Annotated in this window: 17 protein-coding genes; 7 read left to right on the top strand and 10 right to left on the bottom strand. The window is 42.1% G+C overall.

Annotated elements, in window-relative coordinates:
- Positions 1-9: 9 nt before the first annotated feature.
- Positions 10-1,119, top strand: coding sequence for a UDP-N-acetyl glucosamine 2-epimerase (locus tag DW917_RS01595; RefSeq protein ID WP_118115830.1), 1,110 nt, complete (start codon positions 10-12; stop codon positions 1,117-1,119).
- A gap of 124 nt (positions 1,120-1,243) precedes the next feature.
- On the opposite strand, the gene DW917_RS01590 is transcribed toward DW917_RS01595, so the two are convergent.
- The 4 genes from DW917_RS01590 to pyrB form a co-directional block, all read right to left on the bottom strand.
- Positions 1,244-2,125, bottom strand: coding sequence for a hypothetical protein (locus DW917_RS01590; protein ID WP_118115828.1), 882 nt, complete (start codon positions 2,123-2,125; stop codon positions 1,244-1,246).
- Positions 2,126-2,296: 171 nt separating this feature from the next.
- Positions 2,297-3,577 (bottom strand): serine hydroxymethyltransferase, encoded by a 1,281-nt coding sequence (gene glyA / locus DW917_RS01585; protein ID WP_118115826.1) that lies wholly within the window; start codon positions 3,575-3,577, stop codon positions 2,297-2,299.
- A gap of 113 nt (positions 3,578-3,690) precedes the next feature.
- Positions 3,691-4,155, bottom strand: a complete 465-nt coding sequence (gene pyrI / locus DW917_RS01580; protein WP_118115824.1) for an aspartate carbamoyltransferase regulatory subunit — start codon at positions 4,153-4,155, stop codon at positions 3,691-3,693.
- Positions 4,156-4,183: 28 nt separating this feature from the next.
- Positions 4,184-5,131, bottom strand: a complete 948-nt coding sequence (pyrB, locus tag DW917_RS01575; protein WP_118115822.1) for an aspartate carbamoyltransferase — start codon at positions 5,129-5,131, stop codon at positions 4,184-4,186.
- A gap of 284 nt (positions 5,132-5,415) precedes the next feature.
- Here pyrB and DW917_RS01570 point away from each other — a divergent pair, with 284 nt between their 5' ends.
- Positions 5,416-6,078: a hypothetical protein gene (locus tag DW917_RS01570; RefSeq protein ID WP_134842619.1), complete on the top strand. Its 663-nt coding sequence runs from the start codon at positions 5,416-5,418 to the stop codon at positions 6,076-6,078.
- Between the two features lie 186 nt (positions 6,079-6,264).
- Here the strand turns inward: DW917_RS01570 and DW917_RS01565 are convergent, their stop codons facing one another.
- The 3 genes from DW917_RS01565 to DW917_RS01555 form a co-directional block, all read right to left on the bottom strand.
- A complete protein-coding gene (locus DW917_RS01565) occupies positions 6,265-6,600 on the bottom strand; it encodes a helix-turn-helix transcriptional regulator (RefSeq protein WP_118115818.1) in 336 nt (111 codons plus the stop codon).
- A gap of 15 nt (positions 6,601-6,615) precedes the next feature.
- Positions 6,616-6,936, bottom strand: coding sequence for a hypothetical protein (locus DW917_RS01560; protein WP_118115816.1), 321 nt, complete (start codon positions 6,934-6,936; stop codon positions 6,616-6,618).
- 130 nt (positions 6,937-7,066) lie between these two features.
- Complete coding sequence (locus tag DW917_RS01555; protein WP_233524596.1) at positions 7,067-7,444, bottom strand: hypothetical protein; 378 nt, start codon at positions 7,442-7,444, stop codon at positions 7,067-7,069.
- 171 nt (positions 7,445-7,615) lie between these two features.
- Between DW917_RS01555 and DW917_RS01550 the strand changes: the two genes are divergently transcribed.
- Complete coding sequence (locus tag DW917_RS01550) at positions 7,616-8,242, top strand: hypothetical protein (protein WP_118115814.1); 627 nt, start codon at positions 7,616-7,618, stop codon at positions 8,240-8,242.
- On the top strand, positions 8,239-9,069 hold the full coding sequence (locus tag DW917_RS01545; RefSeq protein ID WP_118115812.1) for a nucleotidyl transferase AbiEii/AbiGii toxin family protein: 831 nt from the start codon (positions 8,239-8,241) through the stop codon (positions 9,067-9,069). The genes DW917_RS01550 and DW917_RS01545 overlap by 4 nt, the downstream gene beginning before the upstream one ends.
- 38 nt (positions 9,070-9,107) lie before the next feature.
- On the opposite strand, the gene DW917_RS17140 is transcribed toward DW917_RS01545, so the two are convergent.
- The gene (locus DW917_RS17140; protein ID WP_158570051.1) at positions 9,108-9,269 is read right to left on the bottom strand and encodes a hypothetical protein; all 162 of its coding nucleotides are present in this window, start codon (positions 9,267-9,269) and stop codon (positions 9,108-9,110) included.
- A complete protein-coding gene (locus DW917_RS01540) occupies positions 9,266-10,822 on the bottom strand; it encodes an AAA family ATPase (protein WP_370453500.1) in 1,557 nt (518 codons plus the stop codon). Before DW917_RS01540 ends, DW917_RS17140 begins: the two co-directional genes overlap by 4 nt.
- Positions 10,823-10,971: 149 nt before the next feature.
- On the opposite strand from DW917_RS01540, the gene DW917_RS01535 reads away from it, so the two are divergent.
- Positions 10,972-13,290, top strand: a complete 2,319-nt coding sequence (locus tag DW917_RS01535) for a penicillin-binding protein 1A (RefSeq protein WP_118115808.1) — start codon at positions 10,972-10,974, stop codon at positions 13,288-13,290.
- Here DW917_RS01535 and DW917_RS01530 read toward each other — a convergent pair.
- Positions 13,233-14,528, bottom strand: a complete 1,296-nt coding sequence (locus tag DW917_RS01530; RefSeq protein ID WP_118115806.1) for a ComEC/Rec2 family competence protein — start codon at positions 14,526-14,528, stop codon at positions 13,233-13,235. The genes DW917_RS01535 and DW917_RS01530 overlap by 58 nt on opposite strands.
- Positions 14,529-14,735: 207 nt before the next feature.
- Between DW917_RS01530 and pheT the strand changes: the two genes are divergently transcribed.
- Positions 14,736-17,213, top strand: coding sequence for a phenylalanine--tRNA ligase subunit beta (pheT, locus tag DW917_RS01525; protein WP_370453501.1), 2,478 nt, complete (start codon positions 14,736-14,738; stop codon positions 17,211-17,213).
- A 41-nt stretch (positions 17,214-17,254) separates the two neighbouring features.
- The gene (locus tag DW917_RS01520; RefSeq protein ID WP_117661588.1) at positions 17,255-17,998 is read left to right on the top strand and encodes a YebC/PmpR family DNA-binding transcriptional regulator; all 744 of its coding nucleotides are present in this window, start codon (positions 17,255-17,257) and stop codon (positions 17,996-17,998) included.
- Positions 17,999-18,005: the final 7 nt, after the last annotated feature.

The raw sequence follows: 18,005 nt of genomic DNA, 5'->3' as shown, positions 1-18,005 counted from the left end.
GTAAACTTTATGAAAAAGATTTGTATTGTAGCAGGAGCAAGACCAAATTTTATCAAGGTAGCTCCACTTATCAGAGCTATCGTATCAGCAAAAAACAGTGGTCATGATATCGGCTATCAATTGGTCTATACAGGAATGGAGGATGATCCTACGTTGGAAAATTCTCTGTTTGAAGACTTGGAGATAGCGAAGCCGGATGTTTATCTGGCTGTGGACTGTGAGAATCTGAATGAACTTACAGGTCATGTTATGGCTAAATTTGAAAAATATCTTCAGGAAAATCCTGCGGATGTGGTTGTAGTGGTGGATGACTTGGCTTCTACTATGGCAGTAGCCATTGTAACTAAGAAACAGGGCATTCAATTAGCCCATATTGCAGCGGGTACCCGCAGTTTCGATATATCGATGCCTAAGGAAATCAATCGTCTTGTTATTGATGGTCTTTCTGACATCCTCTTTACTGCAGGTATTTCAAACAACAGTATTGCCAATAAGGAAGGTGCTGAACTTTCCAAGGTATATATGGTAGGAAATATCCTTATCGATAACATCCGTTTCCTGAAGAACAAGATGTCTCGCCCATCACTGATGGATGAGCATGGATTGGAAGATGGGAAGTATCTTGTTCTGACTATCAACCGAAAAGTTTTGCTTGCTGATAGAGATAAGTTGAATGCCTTACTCTTTGTGATTGATGCGGAGGCGCGAAAGGCTGGTGTCAAGGTGATAGCTCCTTTGAGAGGTAAAGCTTTGGAGGCCGTACTGTCTTTCCAAACCCATCAGGCATTGCATGATCATCATACGGGAATAGAGATTGTTTCTCCACAGGCTTATCTTGATTTCTGTTATCTCACAGCTCATGCTCAGGGTGTCATCAGCGATTCTGGTAATGTGGCAGAAGAGGCTACGTTTAATGGTGTTCCATGTATTACGCTCAATAATTATACAGAGCATATTGAGACGGTAAAAGTGGGAACCAATGAACTGGTAGGAGAAGATGCTGAGATACTTGCTGCCATGTTGCAGAAAATCTTCAAGGGCGAATGGAAGAAGGCTGGCATTCCTGACCGCTGGGATGGTCGTTCTGCAGAACGTATCCTTCAGATCCTTTGTGATTAAGTATAGCGATAAGTTATGTAGGTTTTACATCATTGATTTTCAAACCAATATGAACAAAAAAATAAGAGTGTGATGAAGTTTCCCATCACACTCTTATTTTTTTGTCTTTATAATGAATTTTATATTACTGTTTGGAACGGTTTTCATTCGGGTTCGGATAATTGTATCTATCAAAATAATCCATTCCCTTATTATTATACCAAACACCCTCCACATTGATTCCGATGGAGAAATTCTTGTTGACATTGTACTTCACGCCTGCACCTAAGACATTGGCTCCTGGCATTCCCATACCATATCCGAAAGGCATGGTTCCTCCCATTCCCCATAAACCGGGATAATAACCTAATCCGTAGCCGCCATATCTGCCATAACCATAGGGACCATATCCTGCATAGCGATTGTAGAAGTTATCATAGTTGTTGCTGATGCTGAGTTGTCCATATACATAAGCTTCCCAATGCTCATTGAATTTATAGCCCATGATGGCATAAAGTCCTACGTCACGATAGCTGTCGCTTCCCCAGAAAGTATTGTTGAAATATCCGCCTCCTGCAATCCAGAGTTTTCCATCTTTAGAGAGAGGAGCCAGATAAGTGGCATTGATATTCTGCGAGAATCCGCCTTTATGAGGCAGGCCTTTTCCGAAAGTTGCAAATGCTGAAGCACCTAAGGAAACATTCAGTCCTTTGTGCAGACCATAGCCATACTCCAATCCCTTGTTATCATCTAAACTGCTTAGAGGAGATAAGTTGGATTTTTCTTCAGAGAAAGATTTCTGTTCTTCATTCCAAGAAGGTGAACTGACTGTATATTTCACATTCTTCATTGGTTTCCCCTGATAAATCATCTTTTGACCGGCTTGCATGATGGTGTCACCTGGCAATAACCAGTCTGCTCTCGGACTATCTGCGCTGTGCAGTGGACCGAAAGTTAAGGTTTGTGCCTGTGCTTGAGCAATGCAGAAACCAAAGAGTGATATCAGAGTTATGATATATTTCTTCATATTCCGTATTTGTTTTATTCTGCAAACTTACAATTTTTTCTTGTATTTCTATCAGGCTTTAATATAAAACAACAAAAAATAGGCTTGCTTTACTTAAAAAACAAGCCTATTATATAATAATGTAAAAATCAGGAACTTTTCCGGACCTTTACTTTCTGTTTATTAGAAGAATTAGTAAGCGAACAGAGGATAGTCCTTCATTGTCTCATTTACTTTTTCGCGAACTCGAGCGATGACCTTCTCGTCCTCTGGGGCATTCAAAACTTCCTCGATAAGTTCAGCAATCAGGTGCATCATGTCTTCCTTAGCACCACGAGTAGTCATGGCAGCTGTTCCGAGACGGATACCTGATGTCTGGAATGCAGAACGAGAGTCGAATGGAACCATGTTCTTATTGACAGTGATATCTGCTGCAACAAGTGCATTTTCAGCAACTTTACCTGTCAAGTCAGGATACTTAGAGCGCAGATCGACAAGCATAGAGTGGTTGTCTGTACCACCGCTGACAATACCGAATCCACGACCGATGAGGTCTTCTGCAAGTACGGCAGCGTTCTTCTTAACCTGAAGTGCATAATCTTTCCAAGATGGTTGCAGGTTCTCATTGAATGCAACTGCCTTGGCAGCGATGACATGCTCCAAAGGTCCACCTTGCTGTCCTGGGAATACGGCAGAGTTGAGCAACATACTCATCTTCTTCACCTCTCCCTTCTTGGTAGTCAGGCCCCAAGGATTATCAAAGTCTTTACCCATCAGGATGATACCACCACGAGGACCACGGAGAGTCTTGTGGGTAGTAGAAGTAACGATGTGGGCATACTTCAATGGATTATCCAACAATCCAGCTGCAATCAAACCAGCAGGGTGAGCCATATCAATCATCAGCAAGGCGCCTACCTCATCAGCAATTTTGCGCATGCGGGCATAATCCCACTCACGGCTATAGGCACTACCGCCACCGATGATCAACTTAGGTTTATGTTCACGAGCCAATTTCTCCATTTCGTCGTAATCAACTCGGCCTGTCTCTTTGTTGAGGTTGTAACCGATAGGGTTGTAGAGAATACCAGAAGTATTGACGTGGCTACCATGAGAAAGGTGACCACCGTGGTCGAGATTCAATCCCATGAAAGTATCGCCAGGTTTGAGGACAGCGAGCAAAACGGCTGCATTAGCCTGTGCTCCAGAGTGAGGCTGAACATTGGCATACTCAGCACCGAAGACTTTCTTGACACGCTCGATGGCAAGGTTCTCTACGATATCAACAACTTGGCAACCGCCATAGTAACGTTTGCCAGGGAGACCTTCTGCATACTTGTTGGTCAAGTATGAACCCATAGCTTTCATCACTTCTTCACTTACGAAATTCTCTGAAGCAATCAGCTCCATACCTTTCAACTGACGCTGATGCTCTCTCTCAATCAGGTCGAAAATCTCTTGATCTTTTTCCATTGGCTCTTTTATTGTTAAGTTCTTTATTTATGAATTGCGGCTGCAAAAATAAGCATTTTTCTTCAATACTCCAAATAATATGGAAGAAAAAGAAGAAAAATGCTTTCAAATTGTTACTTACAAAGTTCTACCTTGCCTAATTGTTGCTCTTTATCGCAATAGTGGCAGCGGATAATTCCGAGTGTAGCATCTACTGTGTGGAAGATAGTTGCCATAGGCTCATTGTTGGTGATACACTTAGGATTGTTGCATTTTACGATGCCTTTGAGTGTATCAGGAGTCTTCACGGTCTTTTTCTCCACGATTTCATAGTCCTTGATGATACTCAGACCGATGTTAGGAGCAACTACAGAGAGGCGGTTGATTTCCTCATCAGTGAAATACTTGTTGGCAACCTTGATGATTCCCTTTTTGCCGATTTTCTTGGAAGGCAAGTTGTAGCCGATAGTGACAGGAGTGTCCATCTTTTCCAACTGGAGCAGGTTGACAACCTGATAGGTCTTCTCGGCTGGTATGTGGTCGATTACGGTACCGTTTTCGATAGCCGCAACTACGAGTTGATTCTTATTGTTTCCCATAATTACATTAATCACTAAACATTAAACATTACTCAATCACGGTCTTGTCATTCTTGACGTCATCGAGTGTGATGCCGAGGCAGTGACAGAAGATGGCTTCTCGTGCATAGAGACCATTTTGAGCCTGCTGGATGTAGTATGCATGTGGGTCGTCATCCACATCGTATGCAATTTCATTCACGCGAGGCAGTGGGTGCATGATCTTCATGTTTTCCTTAGCCTTGCTGAGCATTTCGCGTTTGAGGATATATACGTTCTTTACTCTTTCGTATTCCATCAGATCACTGAAACGTTCCTTCTGTACACGTGTCATGTAGAGAATGTCGGCATCAGCGATGACATCCTCGTTGAAATCTTCGTGCTCCACATACTTAATGTTGTGCTGCTGGCAGTACAACTTATATTCCTGTGGCATAGCGAGTTCCTTAGGAGCGATAAAGTGGAATGTAGGATTGAAATGGCGCATGGCTGTGATGAGGGAGTGAACTGTACGTCCGTACTTCAGGTCGCCTACCAGATAAATATTGAGGTTTTCCAAAGTACCTTGTGTTTTGTAGATAGAGTAGAGATCGAGCAAGCATTGTGATGGATGCTCGTGGGCACCATCGCCGGCATTGACGATTGGCACAGGAGCAACTTCGCTTGCATATATGGCAGCACCTTCGATGAAGTGGCGCATAGCGATGACGTCAGCATAGTTGCTTACCATCAGGATGGTATCCTTGAGAGTCTCACCCTTTGTAGTGCTGGATGTCTTGGCATCAGAGAAACCAATGACACGGGCGCCAAGGCGGTTGGCTGCTGTCTGGAAACTGAGTTGGGTACGAGTGGATGGTTCGAAGAAAAGGGTTGCTACAACCTTTCCCTTCAACAGCTCCCTGTTAGGATGCTTTTCAAACTCTTGTGCCATTTCCAAGAGATACATGAGTTTCTCCTTGGAAAGGTCTGCAATCGTCACAAAATTATGTTTTTCCATTGTAAATTTGATTGAATTGTTCTGAAATCGCCTCCAAAGTTACATATATTTTTTGGTTTTTCATTCATTTCCTCTGAAAGTTTTAGGTTATTTTGCACATCGTCTTTCATTGTTATCATGTTTTTCTCTAATTCCTTTTCCAATCTCAAACTTTTTGTCTATCTTTGCACTCACATGACGAATAAAAACATAGCATCATGAAGATGGTGAATATGTTTACCTATTTATATATAAGAGATAGGAAATATTCGGTAGATATTAACATCATAAAGTACAAGATAACTATGCCAAAAGCAACCGGTTCGATACATTATATAGAACACCGTTCGCCGATGAAAGACGAGACCGGCGAATATTTGATTCATCCTCAGTTCGTTTATAGCGATATTTATGATTTCAAGGATATGACAAAGGGTATGCGGCATCATCACCAGATGACGCCAGCCCAATTTGTGGCAGCCATCGAATCCATCAAGGACGAGACGATGCTGGCTCTCTCCCAAGGTATGGAAGTGAAGATAGGAAATATGCTTGTCATTCGTCCGAAGCTAAAGTTACGGGAACACAAGGATGAAAATGGTAATTATTATCACAAGGTTTATCATGAAGGTGAGCGCATACCTGCCAGTGAGGTGGTATGTTCCGGTTTTGAGGTGCGAACCACCAAGGAGTTTGACAAGGATTTTTTCATAGAGTATGATAGTAAATGCAGCCGTAGTCCTTGGAAAACAAAAGCTTTTGCGCAAGACCCGGAGCAAGAATGGCAGGTTATCACCAATTATTGCAAGGAACATGGTTTTATAACGGTCAAGAACTTCCGTCTTTTGTTGGGCGTAGCAGACTATCATGCTCGCCAAGTGCTTGATGGTTATTGTGAAGGAGATTTCCCGAAGATGGTTCGCGAGAAGGTGGGTGCCACTTATTTGTATCGTGTAATAGGGGAGTGAAATCATGCGATTGTACAGTAAAAGGTATATTGCTTAAGAGTAATTACCAATACTTATGGGATGGAACGTATGCTCCCAACCTTTAGTACATTCGTAAAAAGAGTTTTTGACGGCTGTCAAAAACTCTTTTGATTATTCTCGAAAGCTCTTGTGACGGTAGTGAAAAACTATCAGAACATTACTTCTTTATGTGTTAATCTCTTCTGCTACGCTTGTGGCATATTGCTCAACGTCTGGAATCTTGTACGGGCGAAGTGTATGTGTGGTAGTGATGATGTCGTCTCCAAGAACGGTTGCCATTTTAGCGATAGAGGATAGTGTGAGATTATGCGTGCCGCTTAACCATCGGCTCACTTCTGTTTCTGTCTTGTTAAGGGCTTTAGCAAAATCACGTTGGGTCATGTTGCGTTCCTTCAGCAAGTCATACACTCTGTTGGCAATAGCTACACCAAAATCTACTTGCTTGTTTGTGTTCTCAGGAGTAGTCTTGCGGATAGAATCCATTATCTTATTTGTTTTCATAACTTGTCCTCCTTTTTAGTTGTCTGTATTAATAGTTATTTCAAGTGGACCATTTAAGTTGGTGCCAATGATAGTGATAATCTTTTTCTTTTCTAATGGAAGAGCCATGACTCTATCCTGTTTGCTACCTTCATATCTAAAAAATCTGTCTTCTGCACCCATTTCTTTAATGATATCTAAGCGTCTGATGAGAATCTGAACGTCTTTTGTATATGAGTCTTTATAGGTGAGAAGAAATTTTTCAAACTCTGTAAATTCTTCTCCTTCAAACCTTGGAGAATAGAGGCTAACCTTTTCTCCAGTTTCCAATAACTCTATTAGTAAGTTCTTTTTCATTTGCCTAAATATTTTTTTGTGCAAAAATAAACATAAAAGTTTATTCTTGCAAATGTTTAGTGTTAATATTTACTTTTATGGTGAATTTTTATGGCGATGTACTCATATTAACCCACATTGCAGCTACCCGTCATGTAACTCCCTGATTTTCAATATCCGGATTTTTTGAAGTCTGATTTGGGTGTAGCATGGATTTTCTTTTCCCGAGCGGTTTGGGGTTAATGTAGAGCAAATCATAGATGGCGGAGAGTTTACTCTCTGCCTCTGTGCTCTGTCTTATACTAATGACCTGTCCATCTACGGTTTCAACTTTTGCAGTAACCACAACCTGTGTGCTGGCAATGCGCATAATTTCATCCCATCTCACATTCTCATACTTCTTCAATTTCAGGCGATATTTGGTGACGCTTACCACCCAATATGCCAGTATGGCAAGATTGAGATGAGACTTGATTCCATTGTCGCTCTTATGATAGACAGGACGGATGTCCAAGTCTGTCTCCAACACATGGAAAGTCTCTATCTAACCAATTTATTTATTAAAATAGCTAAAAATAGAACAGAAAAACAAGGAAAAGTTAGTTTCCTGTTCAAAATTTTACTATTTTTGCAGAAAAAAGTTGCGGCTCGGCAATTGAAACAAGTTTCATAGCTCTCGCACTTGCATTATTTTTGCACTATGATATTGGATTTAGAACATATAGGTAACATACCAGTCAGTACTTCGGTAATAGCTTCGTTGTTTACAAATATTGAAGCAGGAAATCAGAAAGTGCGCAATCTTGAGGCGGCTCATAAGATTATCCGCCTCAAGAAGGGGCTTTATGTGGTCTCTCCAAATGTGTCTCGTGTTGCTCTATCCACAGAACTTGTTGCCAATCATCTTTATGCTCCTTCATACGTATCAATGCAGACGGCTTTGCGTTATTATGGCTTAATCCCAGAAGCTGTATATACTACCCAGTCGATGACACTAAAGCATTCTCGTTGTTTTGATACTCCAGTAGGACGCTTTGAGTATAAGAACATGTCAAGAGAAGCTTTTCCCATAGGAATCACAAGCATCAATAGGCAGAGTTACGCCTTTCTGATGGCAACCCCCGAAAAAGCACTTTGCGATTTGATTGCTAATTCTCCCAAGGTTAATTTACGCTATCTGAAAGATGTTGAGGTCTATTTGGAAGAGGACATCCGAATGGAAATGGATGATTTTAAGAATATGGACATAAGCATATTTGAGCGATACGCTCAGGTTGGCAAGAAGTCTAAATCCATAGAAACTCTAATTAAATATTTAAGAAAATGAGTACAAACGAAATATTCAATCAAATGCTTTCGGGCTATGATATAACGACTGAGCAGCAAAAGCGCAATGCTATCTTTGAGGTCAATCAGCAGGTTATTCTTGCAGGTCTTTATAATGGTGGCTTTTTCAATGAGGCTGCTTTCTATGGTGGAACATGTTTGCGCATATTCCATGGATTGCAGCGTTTCTCAGAGGATATGGATTTTTCCTTGCTTGCTCCAAATGAGAACTTTGACTTTACCCAATACTTTCAGCCTATCATTGACCAATTCGCGTTGGTGGGCAGAGAGGTTGAAATCAGAAAGAAGGACAAGAAGAATTTTGGCAAGGTGGAGTCTGCCTTTCTGAAAGACAACACAGATGTATATGATATTACATTTCAAACGGAGAAGTCTGTTAAGATAAAGATAGAAGTTGACACCCAACCTCCATTGAAATTCAAAACAGAGCAGAAGTTGCTTCTGCTCCCCCAGTCATTCATGACACGCTGTTTCACCTTGCCAACTCTCTTTGCAGGAAAGATGCACGCCTTGGTATATCGTGCTTGGAAGAACAGGGTAAAGGGACGTGACTGGTATGACTTCGAATGGTATGTTCGCCATAATCTCTCTCTTGACTTTACCCATTTGTGCGAAAGAGCCTTGCAATTCAATCAGGAAGAGCTTGACAAGGAAACTTTCCTGCAAAAGTTGAACGAACGGCTTGCTACAGCAGACATTAATCAAGTAAAGGCTGATGTCTTGCCTTTTGTGAGAAATCCAAAAGAGTTGGATATTTGGTCGAATGACTATTTTTTGCAATTAGCTAAGATGATTAGATTTGAATGAAAATAACTGAGCCCACTTTGCATCTTGCCAGTCTTGAGCTACATGGCATTGTGGTTCTTTGCAAACTTTCGATTGTCTGGACTTTGATAGGCACCATCTGCATACAGGTCAATGCCAGTTCTTTCCTGATATTCGCAGATGCGGCGGCGAAACAGATAATAGGTATCTATTGATGGAGTCACATCTGTTCGTTTTCTCATTCTATTACCCAGTCTGTGATGTTCCTTGTCGTGCCGTCAAAGTTGACACCTACCTTGGTAATTGGCTTCTCGCTTAAAGCGAAACGCTGGCGGTAGTTCTTGAGGTTGATCTGCTGCATTGCAGTCTGGGCATCCTGATTAAGTTTCAATTCTATGAGGTAGAGATTGGTCTTGGTCAGGAGAACAATGTCAACTCTGCCTTTTGGGGTATGAACCTCCACATCTACTAAGTAGTCTGTGAGCAAAGTAAAAATGATGTATAACATCTGTTGGTAATGCCCCTCGTAATTGGTGTTGCTGCAGTAAGGTACAGTGCCGAGGAAAGTCTGGAGCAGTCCCAATGCTCCATTCATATCCTGCTTGTCGAGAGCCTGGGCTATACGACGAGCCGTATTGGTGGCAGCAAGTGTGTTTGAGGTGACGTATGAAGGAATCAAAGATTTGGTCAGTCCCACTTTTACCTCTTTGTTTGGAATGTCGAGGGTATAATAATTATACTCCTGGTTGTAATCTTTGATGGTGATGTAACCACTTTGGTAGAGTAATGGCATGATGGTCGTCATGTTCTCCGTTGGTGCATCAAATTCGCTTGCATCAGCTTCTACTCTTGTGATGTCCGATGGTATAACGTCGAATTTTCGCATCATATTGATGAGGTATGTAGGAGTGCCAGAGGCAAACCAATATGAACCGAATTTCTTCTCATTGAAGCAATTCAGCAAACTGTAAGGATTGAAAATGTCTGGTGATTCGCCAGAGAAGTGATAACCATCGTAATGCTCTTTGAGTTTTTCGATGGCTTGCTCCTTGGTAATGCCTATTTTTTCAGCCAATTCTCCTATGTCCTCCGACATTTGGGTAAGCAGTTCTTCTTTTGTGATACCACAAATGCCAGCATAGTCATCATTCATGGAGAGAAGAGTGATGTTGTTTAGTTCACTGAAAATGCTGACTTGCGAGAACTTGGTGATGCCTGTGAGAAAAACAAAACGGAGAACAGGTTCTCTGTATTTCAAAGGGCTGTAGAAATTGCGCATAACATCACGAAGAGCTATCAGTCTGTCATTGTCATGAGCAACGTCTAACAATGGCGCATCATACTCATCAATGAGAACGACCACTTGTTTGCCGCTTTTTTGATACGCAGTGTTGATAAGGTCTATCAAACGATTGTTGTTACCTTTTGCAGGGTTAGAAATTCCCCATTTTTTTTCCTCATCTTGGAGGCGATATCCCAGGTACTCTTCCAGCTGCTCCTTGTCCATGTGCTTTCCACCGCTCATGTCAAAATGCAGTACAGGATATTCTGTCCATTCTTTCTCAAACTTTTCGATGGCAAGTCCTTCAAACAAATCTTTCTTGCCTTCAAAGTAGCTTTGGAGCGTTGAGACAAGTAGTGATTTTCCAAAACGGCGAGGGCGAGCCAGGAAGAAATATGTACCACTGGTATGAGTCATGTGGTAGATATATTCCGTCTTGTCTATATAGAGTTTGTCTTCCTTGCGGATTCTCTCAAATGTCTGTATTCCTAAAGGATATAGTTTTCTTGCCATAAGCATCTAAGTCTTTTTTCTGCCGACAAAGTTAACATTATTATTTGGAATATGCAAAATTTCCTTGATTTCTTTTGCGTAACAACTTTTTTTGTGTAATTTTGCACAAATTATCAAGAAATGATATTTGAAATATAATTTAATTAGTGATGAGAAAACGTTTCATACATATTTTGTGGGCGCTTCTTGCTGGAGGTTTTGTTTCTGCAATAGTTGGATTCTTTGCCATTTGGTTTGGCTGGATTGGCTATATGCCGGATATTGAAGATTTGCAGAATCCGATCAACCGCTTTGCGACTCAGGTATATTCTTCTGACGGTAAGGTTATCGGTACATGGAATCTGAATAAGGAAAACAGAATTGTGATACCTTATAAGAAAATGTCACCTTATCTGGTTCAGGCTTTGGTGGCTACTGAAGATGAACGATTTTATGAGCACTCTGGTATTGACTTCAGAGCGCTGGGGCGTGCTATCATTAAGCGTGGTATTTTGGGGCAGACTAATGCTGGAGGTGGTTCTACCATTACTCAGCAGTTGGCTAAGCAGTTGTATAGTAGTACTGCGCAAAGTGCTGCTCAGCGAATGTTCCAGAAGCCAATAGAGTGGGTCATTGCCATCAAGTTGGAACGTTATTATACCAAAGAGGAGATTATTGCTCTCTATCTCAACTATTTTGATTTCTTGCACAATGCTGTCGGTATCAAGACGGCAGCTAATACCTATTTTAATAAAGAACCGAAGAATCTGACGGTGTGCGAAGCTGCTACTTTGATAGGCCTTTGTAAGAACCCATCGCTCTTCAATCCGGTACGTTATCCAGAACGTGCCAAGGAGCGTCGTAATGTTGTTCTCTCGCAGATGGTGAAGGCTGGTTATATGGACCGTGCTGAGTATCAGAACTATTCAAGTGAACCTTTGACGCTGAACTTCCATCGTACTGATCATAAGGATGGTACGGCTACTTATTTAAGGGAATTCTTGCGCCAGTACATGATGGCAAAACGCCCTGTTCGTACAGATTATCCTTCGTGGAACAATGTGCAGTTTGTTGCCGATTCAATTGCCTGGGATACGGATCCTCTCTATGGCTGGTGCAATAAAAACTTCAAGAAAGACGGTTCGCCATATAATGTTTATTCTGATGGACTGAAGGTGTTTACTACCATCGATAGTCGTATGCAGAAGTATGCTGAAGAGGCTGTTTATCAGCATGTTGCCCGTTATCTTCAGCCAGCTTTTGATAAGGAAAATAAGCCAAAGCCAAGTTCTCCTTATTCAGATAAGTTGACTCCTCAGCAGATTCGTAATATTCTGAACCGTTCTATTACCCAGAGTGAGCGCTGGCGTACGATGAAGGCTGCGGGATGCACACCTGAGGAAATTAAAGAGGCTTTCCGCAAGAAAATTGAAATGACGGTGTTCACTTATCATGGAGATATTGATACCTTGATGAGTCCGCTCGATTCCATCAGATATTACAAAGGTTTCCTGCGTAGTGGTTTCATGAGTATGGATCCGAAGACTGGAGCTGTCAAGGCTTATGTGGGCGGTTTGGATTATCCTCACTTCATGTATGATATGGTAAGCTTAGGTAGGAGACAGGTGGGTTCTACTATCAAACCATTCCTCTATAGCTTAGCTATGGAGAACGGATTCACACCTTGTGATTATGCTCCTAACCGTCAACAGACATATATAGTTGCCGGAAGGCCTTGGACTCCTCGTAACGTGAGTCATGCCCGTTATGGACAGATGGTACCATTGAAGTGGGGACTGGCGCAGAGTAACAACTGGATCAGTGCTTATCTGATGAGCAAGTTGAATCCAAACCAGTTTGTTCAGATTCTCCATGACTTCGGTATTCATAATCCTGATATTCATCCATCCTTGAGTCTCTGTCTGGGTCCTTGTGAAGTGAGTGTGAGCGAGATGGTGAGTGCCTATACGGTATTTGCCAATCATGGTATCCGTACAGCTCCTATGTTTGTGAGTCGAATAGAGGACAATGAAGGAAATACCATTGCTACATTCCAGCCTCGAATGAATGAGGTGATTGGTGCTGCCAACGCAATGAAGATGCTTACGATGCTGATGGGTGTAGTAGATAATGGTACTGCTGGACGTTTGCGCTATCGTTATAATTTCCAGGGACAGATTGGTGCCAAGACTGGTACGACCAACAATAATAGTGATGGTTGGTTTATCGGTTTCACTCCACAGTTGGTTAGCGGCTGTTGGGTGGGCGGTGAAGACCGTGACATCCATTTTGACAGAGGGCAGATGGGACAAGGTGCTACGATGGCGCTTCCTATATGGGCTATCTTCATGAAGAAGGTGTATGCTGATAGGTCATTAGGTATTGATCCAATGGCAAAGTTTGACCTTCCTGAAGATTATAATCCTTGTGGTCAGAAAACAGAGGAAGATGATTTTACAGAAAACGGAATTGATGAGGTTTTTGAATAATACCTTGTCTTCCTGATAAATATGTATCCCACGATTATGCAGAAGTAGATGAGGCATAATTGTGGGATATTTATTTTTATCCCATCAATGCTTGCTCCTGGCAGCATGGTTGTGAGTTTTAGAGCCGTATTCGTTGCTTGAGTGATACTGATGAGTCCACTTGCTGCAAAGTGTAGAAGCGGTTCTGACAGTAAACTCATCAAGGGTATATGGGTAAGAAGTGTAAGCAGGAGGATAGCGGCAGATAACCAAAGGATTACTGTGGCAGCAGGGATGGCTATGAAACCTGTGAAAAGTGCATAGCATGAGATGCGACCAAAATAATAGATGATGAGTGGCATGGTGCCGATTTGAGCGGCTATGGAAATGCAGAGCATACTCCAGGGCCATCGGGTATAAAAATGACTGGTACTGCAAAGGTCTTCAAGAGGCTGGTAGAATAATAGTATCGAATAAACTGCCATAAATGACATTTGAAAACTGATGTCGAATAAGTAGAGTGGATTGTAAATGAGCATGATAACATAGGCAAATGCGAGGTTGTTGATGGACAGTGCTTTACGATGGGAAAGCATGGCAAAGCAGCAGATGCTGATCATGGTAGCAGAACGTATAGCACTGGCAGGCATTCCGATGAAGATGACATAAGCCCAAATGGCAGTGATGGAAAGTATGATGGTAGGGATACTGCGTCTTCGTCCTCCTAACAATAGAATGAATAGTTGGAAAATAATTCCGATATGTAATCCGCTGACAGCCAGTATATGACTGGCTCCTGATATCGAATAGATATCTTTGGTTTCTTTAGTCAATGAGGTCTTGTCTCCGAGGGTCATGGCAGAGACGATGGCGAAGTCCTGTTCCTGGATGTTGAGGCTTCGCAATTGTTTTTGGATTGTATTTCTGCATTCTTGAGTGACTAACATGGTTTTGTCAAATGATGAAAGGTTTTCTTCAGTGATGATTTGCGGCTTATCCTGTTTCTTATCCAATTGGTGAGAAGTCAGGACTCCTCCCATACAGAATATGCAGAAAATCAGGGAAAGGCATTGGGCGTTTATTGTCGATGAATAGCGTTTGAGAAGATAGAATGAAAAGCCCCATGAAAGCAGTGTAGCCACCAGCCAATAGATGGTGTCAATATAGCCGTATCCCATCTTTGCGATGAGAATTCCAAAGGTTAGGAAGATGCTGATGTGCATCAGGGGTGTTATCTGTGGGGACTCTTTTTTTCGCATGTTATTTTGTTTTGAAATCTATCTTCCAAATGAAAAAGTTTCTGTTTTCGCTGGAAAAATCGCATTAAACTTTTAATAAGTGCAAATATACGAATATTTTTTCGTCTAAGTCTGTTTTTTTTTGTATTTTTGCAAAGTTTTAGAGAAAATCATAAAAAGTCGAAGTGCGTGAGGTGCTTCGATGTGAATTTTGAGAATACAAATAAAATCATTATAATGAACGTTTCTTACAAATGGCTTAAAGAATACGTCGATTTCGACTTGACTCCTCAGGAAGTTGCGGACGCGCTGACTTCTTGTGGTCTGGAAGTTGACGCTTTGGAAGAAGTTCAGTCTATCAAAGGTGGACTGAAAGGTCTTTACGTGGGTAAAGTGTTGACATGCGAGATGCATCCTAACAGCGATCATCTTCATGTAACAACTGTTGACCTGGGCAAGGGGGAGCCTCAGCAGATTGTCTGTGGTGCGCCAAATGTTGCCGCTGGTCAGAAGGTTATCGTAGCAGACTTAGGTTGTGTACTTTACGATGGTGACCAGAGTTTTACTATCAAGAGAAGCAAGCTCCGTGGAGTGGAGAGCCTTGGTATGATTTGTGCCGAGGATGAGATTGGTGTGGGTACAGACCATGCTGGTATTATTGTTCTCCCAGAGGATGCTCCAGTAGGGCAGCCTGCTGCTGAGTATTATCATCTTGAGAGCGATTGGTTGATTGAGATTGATATCACTGCCAATCGTGCAGATGCACTGGGTCACTGGGGCGTAGCCCGCGACCTCTATGCTTGGTTGAAGCAGAATGGTTATCAGACCAGTCTTCATCGTCCTTCTTGCGATGAGTTTGTCGTAGATAACGAGGACCTGCCTATTGACGTAGAGATTCAGAATACTGATGCTTGCAAGCGTTATGCATGTGTAAGTATCACAGATTGTGAAGTAAAGGAAAGTCCAAAGTGGTTGCAGGATAAGTTGAATATCATCGGCTTGCGCCCAATCAACAATATTGTGGATATTACCAACTATATCATGATGGCATATGGTCAGCCATTGCACTGTTTTGATGCTGACATGGTAACCGGTCATAAGATTGTAGTTCGTACCCAGCCAGGAGGAACTAAGTTTGTTACCCTCGATGGTGAGGAACATACACTTGGTGAGCACGATTTGAGCATCTGCAATGCAGAAGAGCCAATGTGTATCGCTGGTATCTTTGGCGGTAAGGGTTCTGGTACATACGAGACCACCAAGAATGTAGTTCTGGAGAGTGCTTATTTCCATCCAACCTGGATTCGCAAGAGTGCACGTCGTCATGGTTTGAGTACAGATGCCAGCTATCGTTTTGAGCGTGGTGTTGATCCAAACGGACAGATTTATGCTTTGCAGCAGGCTGCTATTCTCTGCAAGCAACTTGCAGGTGGTAAGATTTCCATGCAAATCAAGGATGTTTATCCAGAGCCTATTCAGGATTTCCCTGTTCGCTTGAACTATGAGTACGCTCATCGTCTCATCGGTAAGGAAATCGGTGTGGAGACTATCAAGAACATTGCTACATCCCTGGAGATGAAGATTGTGAAGGAGGATGCTGAAGGCATCGATCTCCTTGTTCCTCCATTCCGTGTAGATGTTCAGCGTCCTTGTGATGTAGTAGAGGACATTCTCCGTATCTATGGTTATAATAATGTGGAAATTCCTACCCAGTTGAAGAGTTCTTTGACAGTTCAGGGAGAGGAAGATAAGCATTATCATACTCAGAATATCGTAGCAGAGCAGTTGGTGGGTGAAGGTTTCATGGAAATTCTGAACAACTCTCTTACCAAGGCAAGCTATTATACTGATTTGGAACTCAATGCTTATCCTGATGAGCATACTGTTAAGATCATGAATCCATTGAGTACTGATCTCGGTGTGATGCGTCAGACTATGCTCTTTGGCGGTTTGGAGAGTGTTTCTCGCAACATCAATCACAAGAGTCAGAATCTGAAGTTCTTCGAGGTTGGTAACACCTATATATATAATAAGGAGAAGTGGGATGCTGAGAATCCTATCAAGGGTTATACTCAGGAGGGTCATATTTCTCTTCTCATTACCGGTAAGCGTGTAGAGGGCAACTGGGCTCATGCTGATGAGCAGAGTAGCATTTACGAGTTGAAGGCTGTGGTAGAGAATATCCTTCGTCGTGTTGGCATGCCTGCCAATAACATTGTGATTAAGCATAGCGACAACAATATCTTCTCTAAGGGTGTACAGTATGAGACACGTGCAGGTAAGGTATTGGTAGAGTTGGGTATCTTGAGTCTCAAGTTGAAGAAGGCTTTTGATATTGAGCAGGATGTATTCTATGCTGATGTGCATTGGGACAACCTGATGAAGGCCATCAAGAAGGTAAACCTCACCTATACTGATATCAGTAAGTATCCTTCAGTAAGCCGCGACCTGGCTCTCTTGGTAGATAAGAGTGTACAGTTTGAGCAGATTGAGCAAATCGCTCGTCAGACAGAGAAGAAACTTCTGAAGAGTGTCGTTCTCTTTGATGTCTATGAAGGTAAGAACTTGCCAGCTGGCAAGAAGAGTTATGCTGTCAACTTCATTCTTCAGGATGAAGAAAAGACTTTGAATGACAAGCAGATAGATGCAATCATGAAGAAGTTGATTACCAACCTGACAGGCAAGCTCAATGCAGAGTTAAGATAATATTTTAAACAAAACGATAAACATTTTTAAAATTTATTCCAATGGGAAGAGCATTTGAATATCGTAAAGCTACAAAGCTGAAAAGATGGGGCCACATGGCCAAGACATTTACTAAGTTAGGTAAGCAGATTGCAATTGCAGTAAAGGCTGGCGGTCCTGAGCCAGAGAACAATCCTACTTTGCGTGCTATCATCGCTAACTGTAAGCGTGAGAACATGCCTAAGGATAACATCGCTCGTGCCATCAAGAACGCTTGTGGCAAGGATACCAGCGATTACAAGGAGGTAACATACGAGGGATATGGTCCTCACGGTGTTGCTGTATTTGTTGACACATTGACAGACAATACTACTCGTACTGTAGCTGATGTTCGTTCTATTTTCAATAAGTTCAGCGGCAACTTGGGTACTACAGGTTCCCTTTCTTTCCTCTTCGATCACAAGGCTGTGTTCACATTCAAGAAGAAGGATGGTCTGGATATGGATGAGATGATTCTCGACCTGATCGACTATGGTGTAGAAGACGAGTTCGATGAGGATGAGGAGAACAATGAAATCACTATCTATGGTGCTCCTACAAGCTTCGGTGAAATCCAGAAGCACTTGGAGGCTGAGGGCTTCGAGGTAACTGGTGCTGAGTTCACTTACATTCCTAATGATTTGAAGGATGTAACTGCTGAGGAGCGTGAGACTATCGACAAGATGGTTGAGAAGTTGGAGGAGTTTGACGATGTTCAGACTGTCTATACCAACATGAAGCCAGAAATTCCTGCTGACGCTGAATAAGTTTTCT

This window comes from Prevotella sp. AM42-24 (assembly GCF_003461825.1).
GTDB lineage: Bacteria > Bacteroidota > Bacteroidia > Bacteroidales > Bacteroidaceae > Prevotella > Prevotella hominis.
This window is presented reverse-complemented; position numbering and strand designations above follow the sequence as displayed.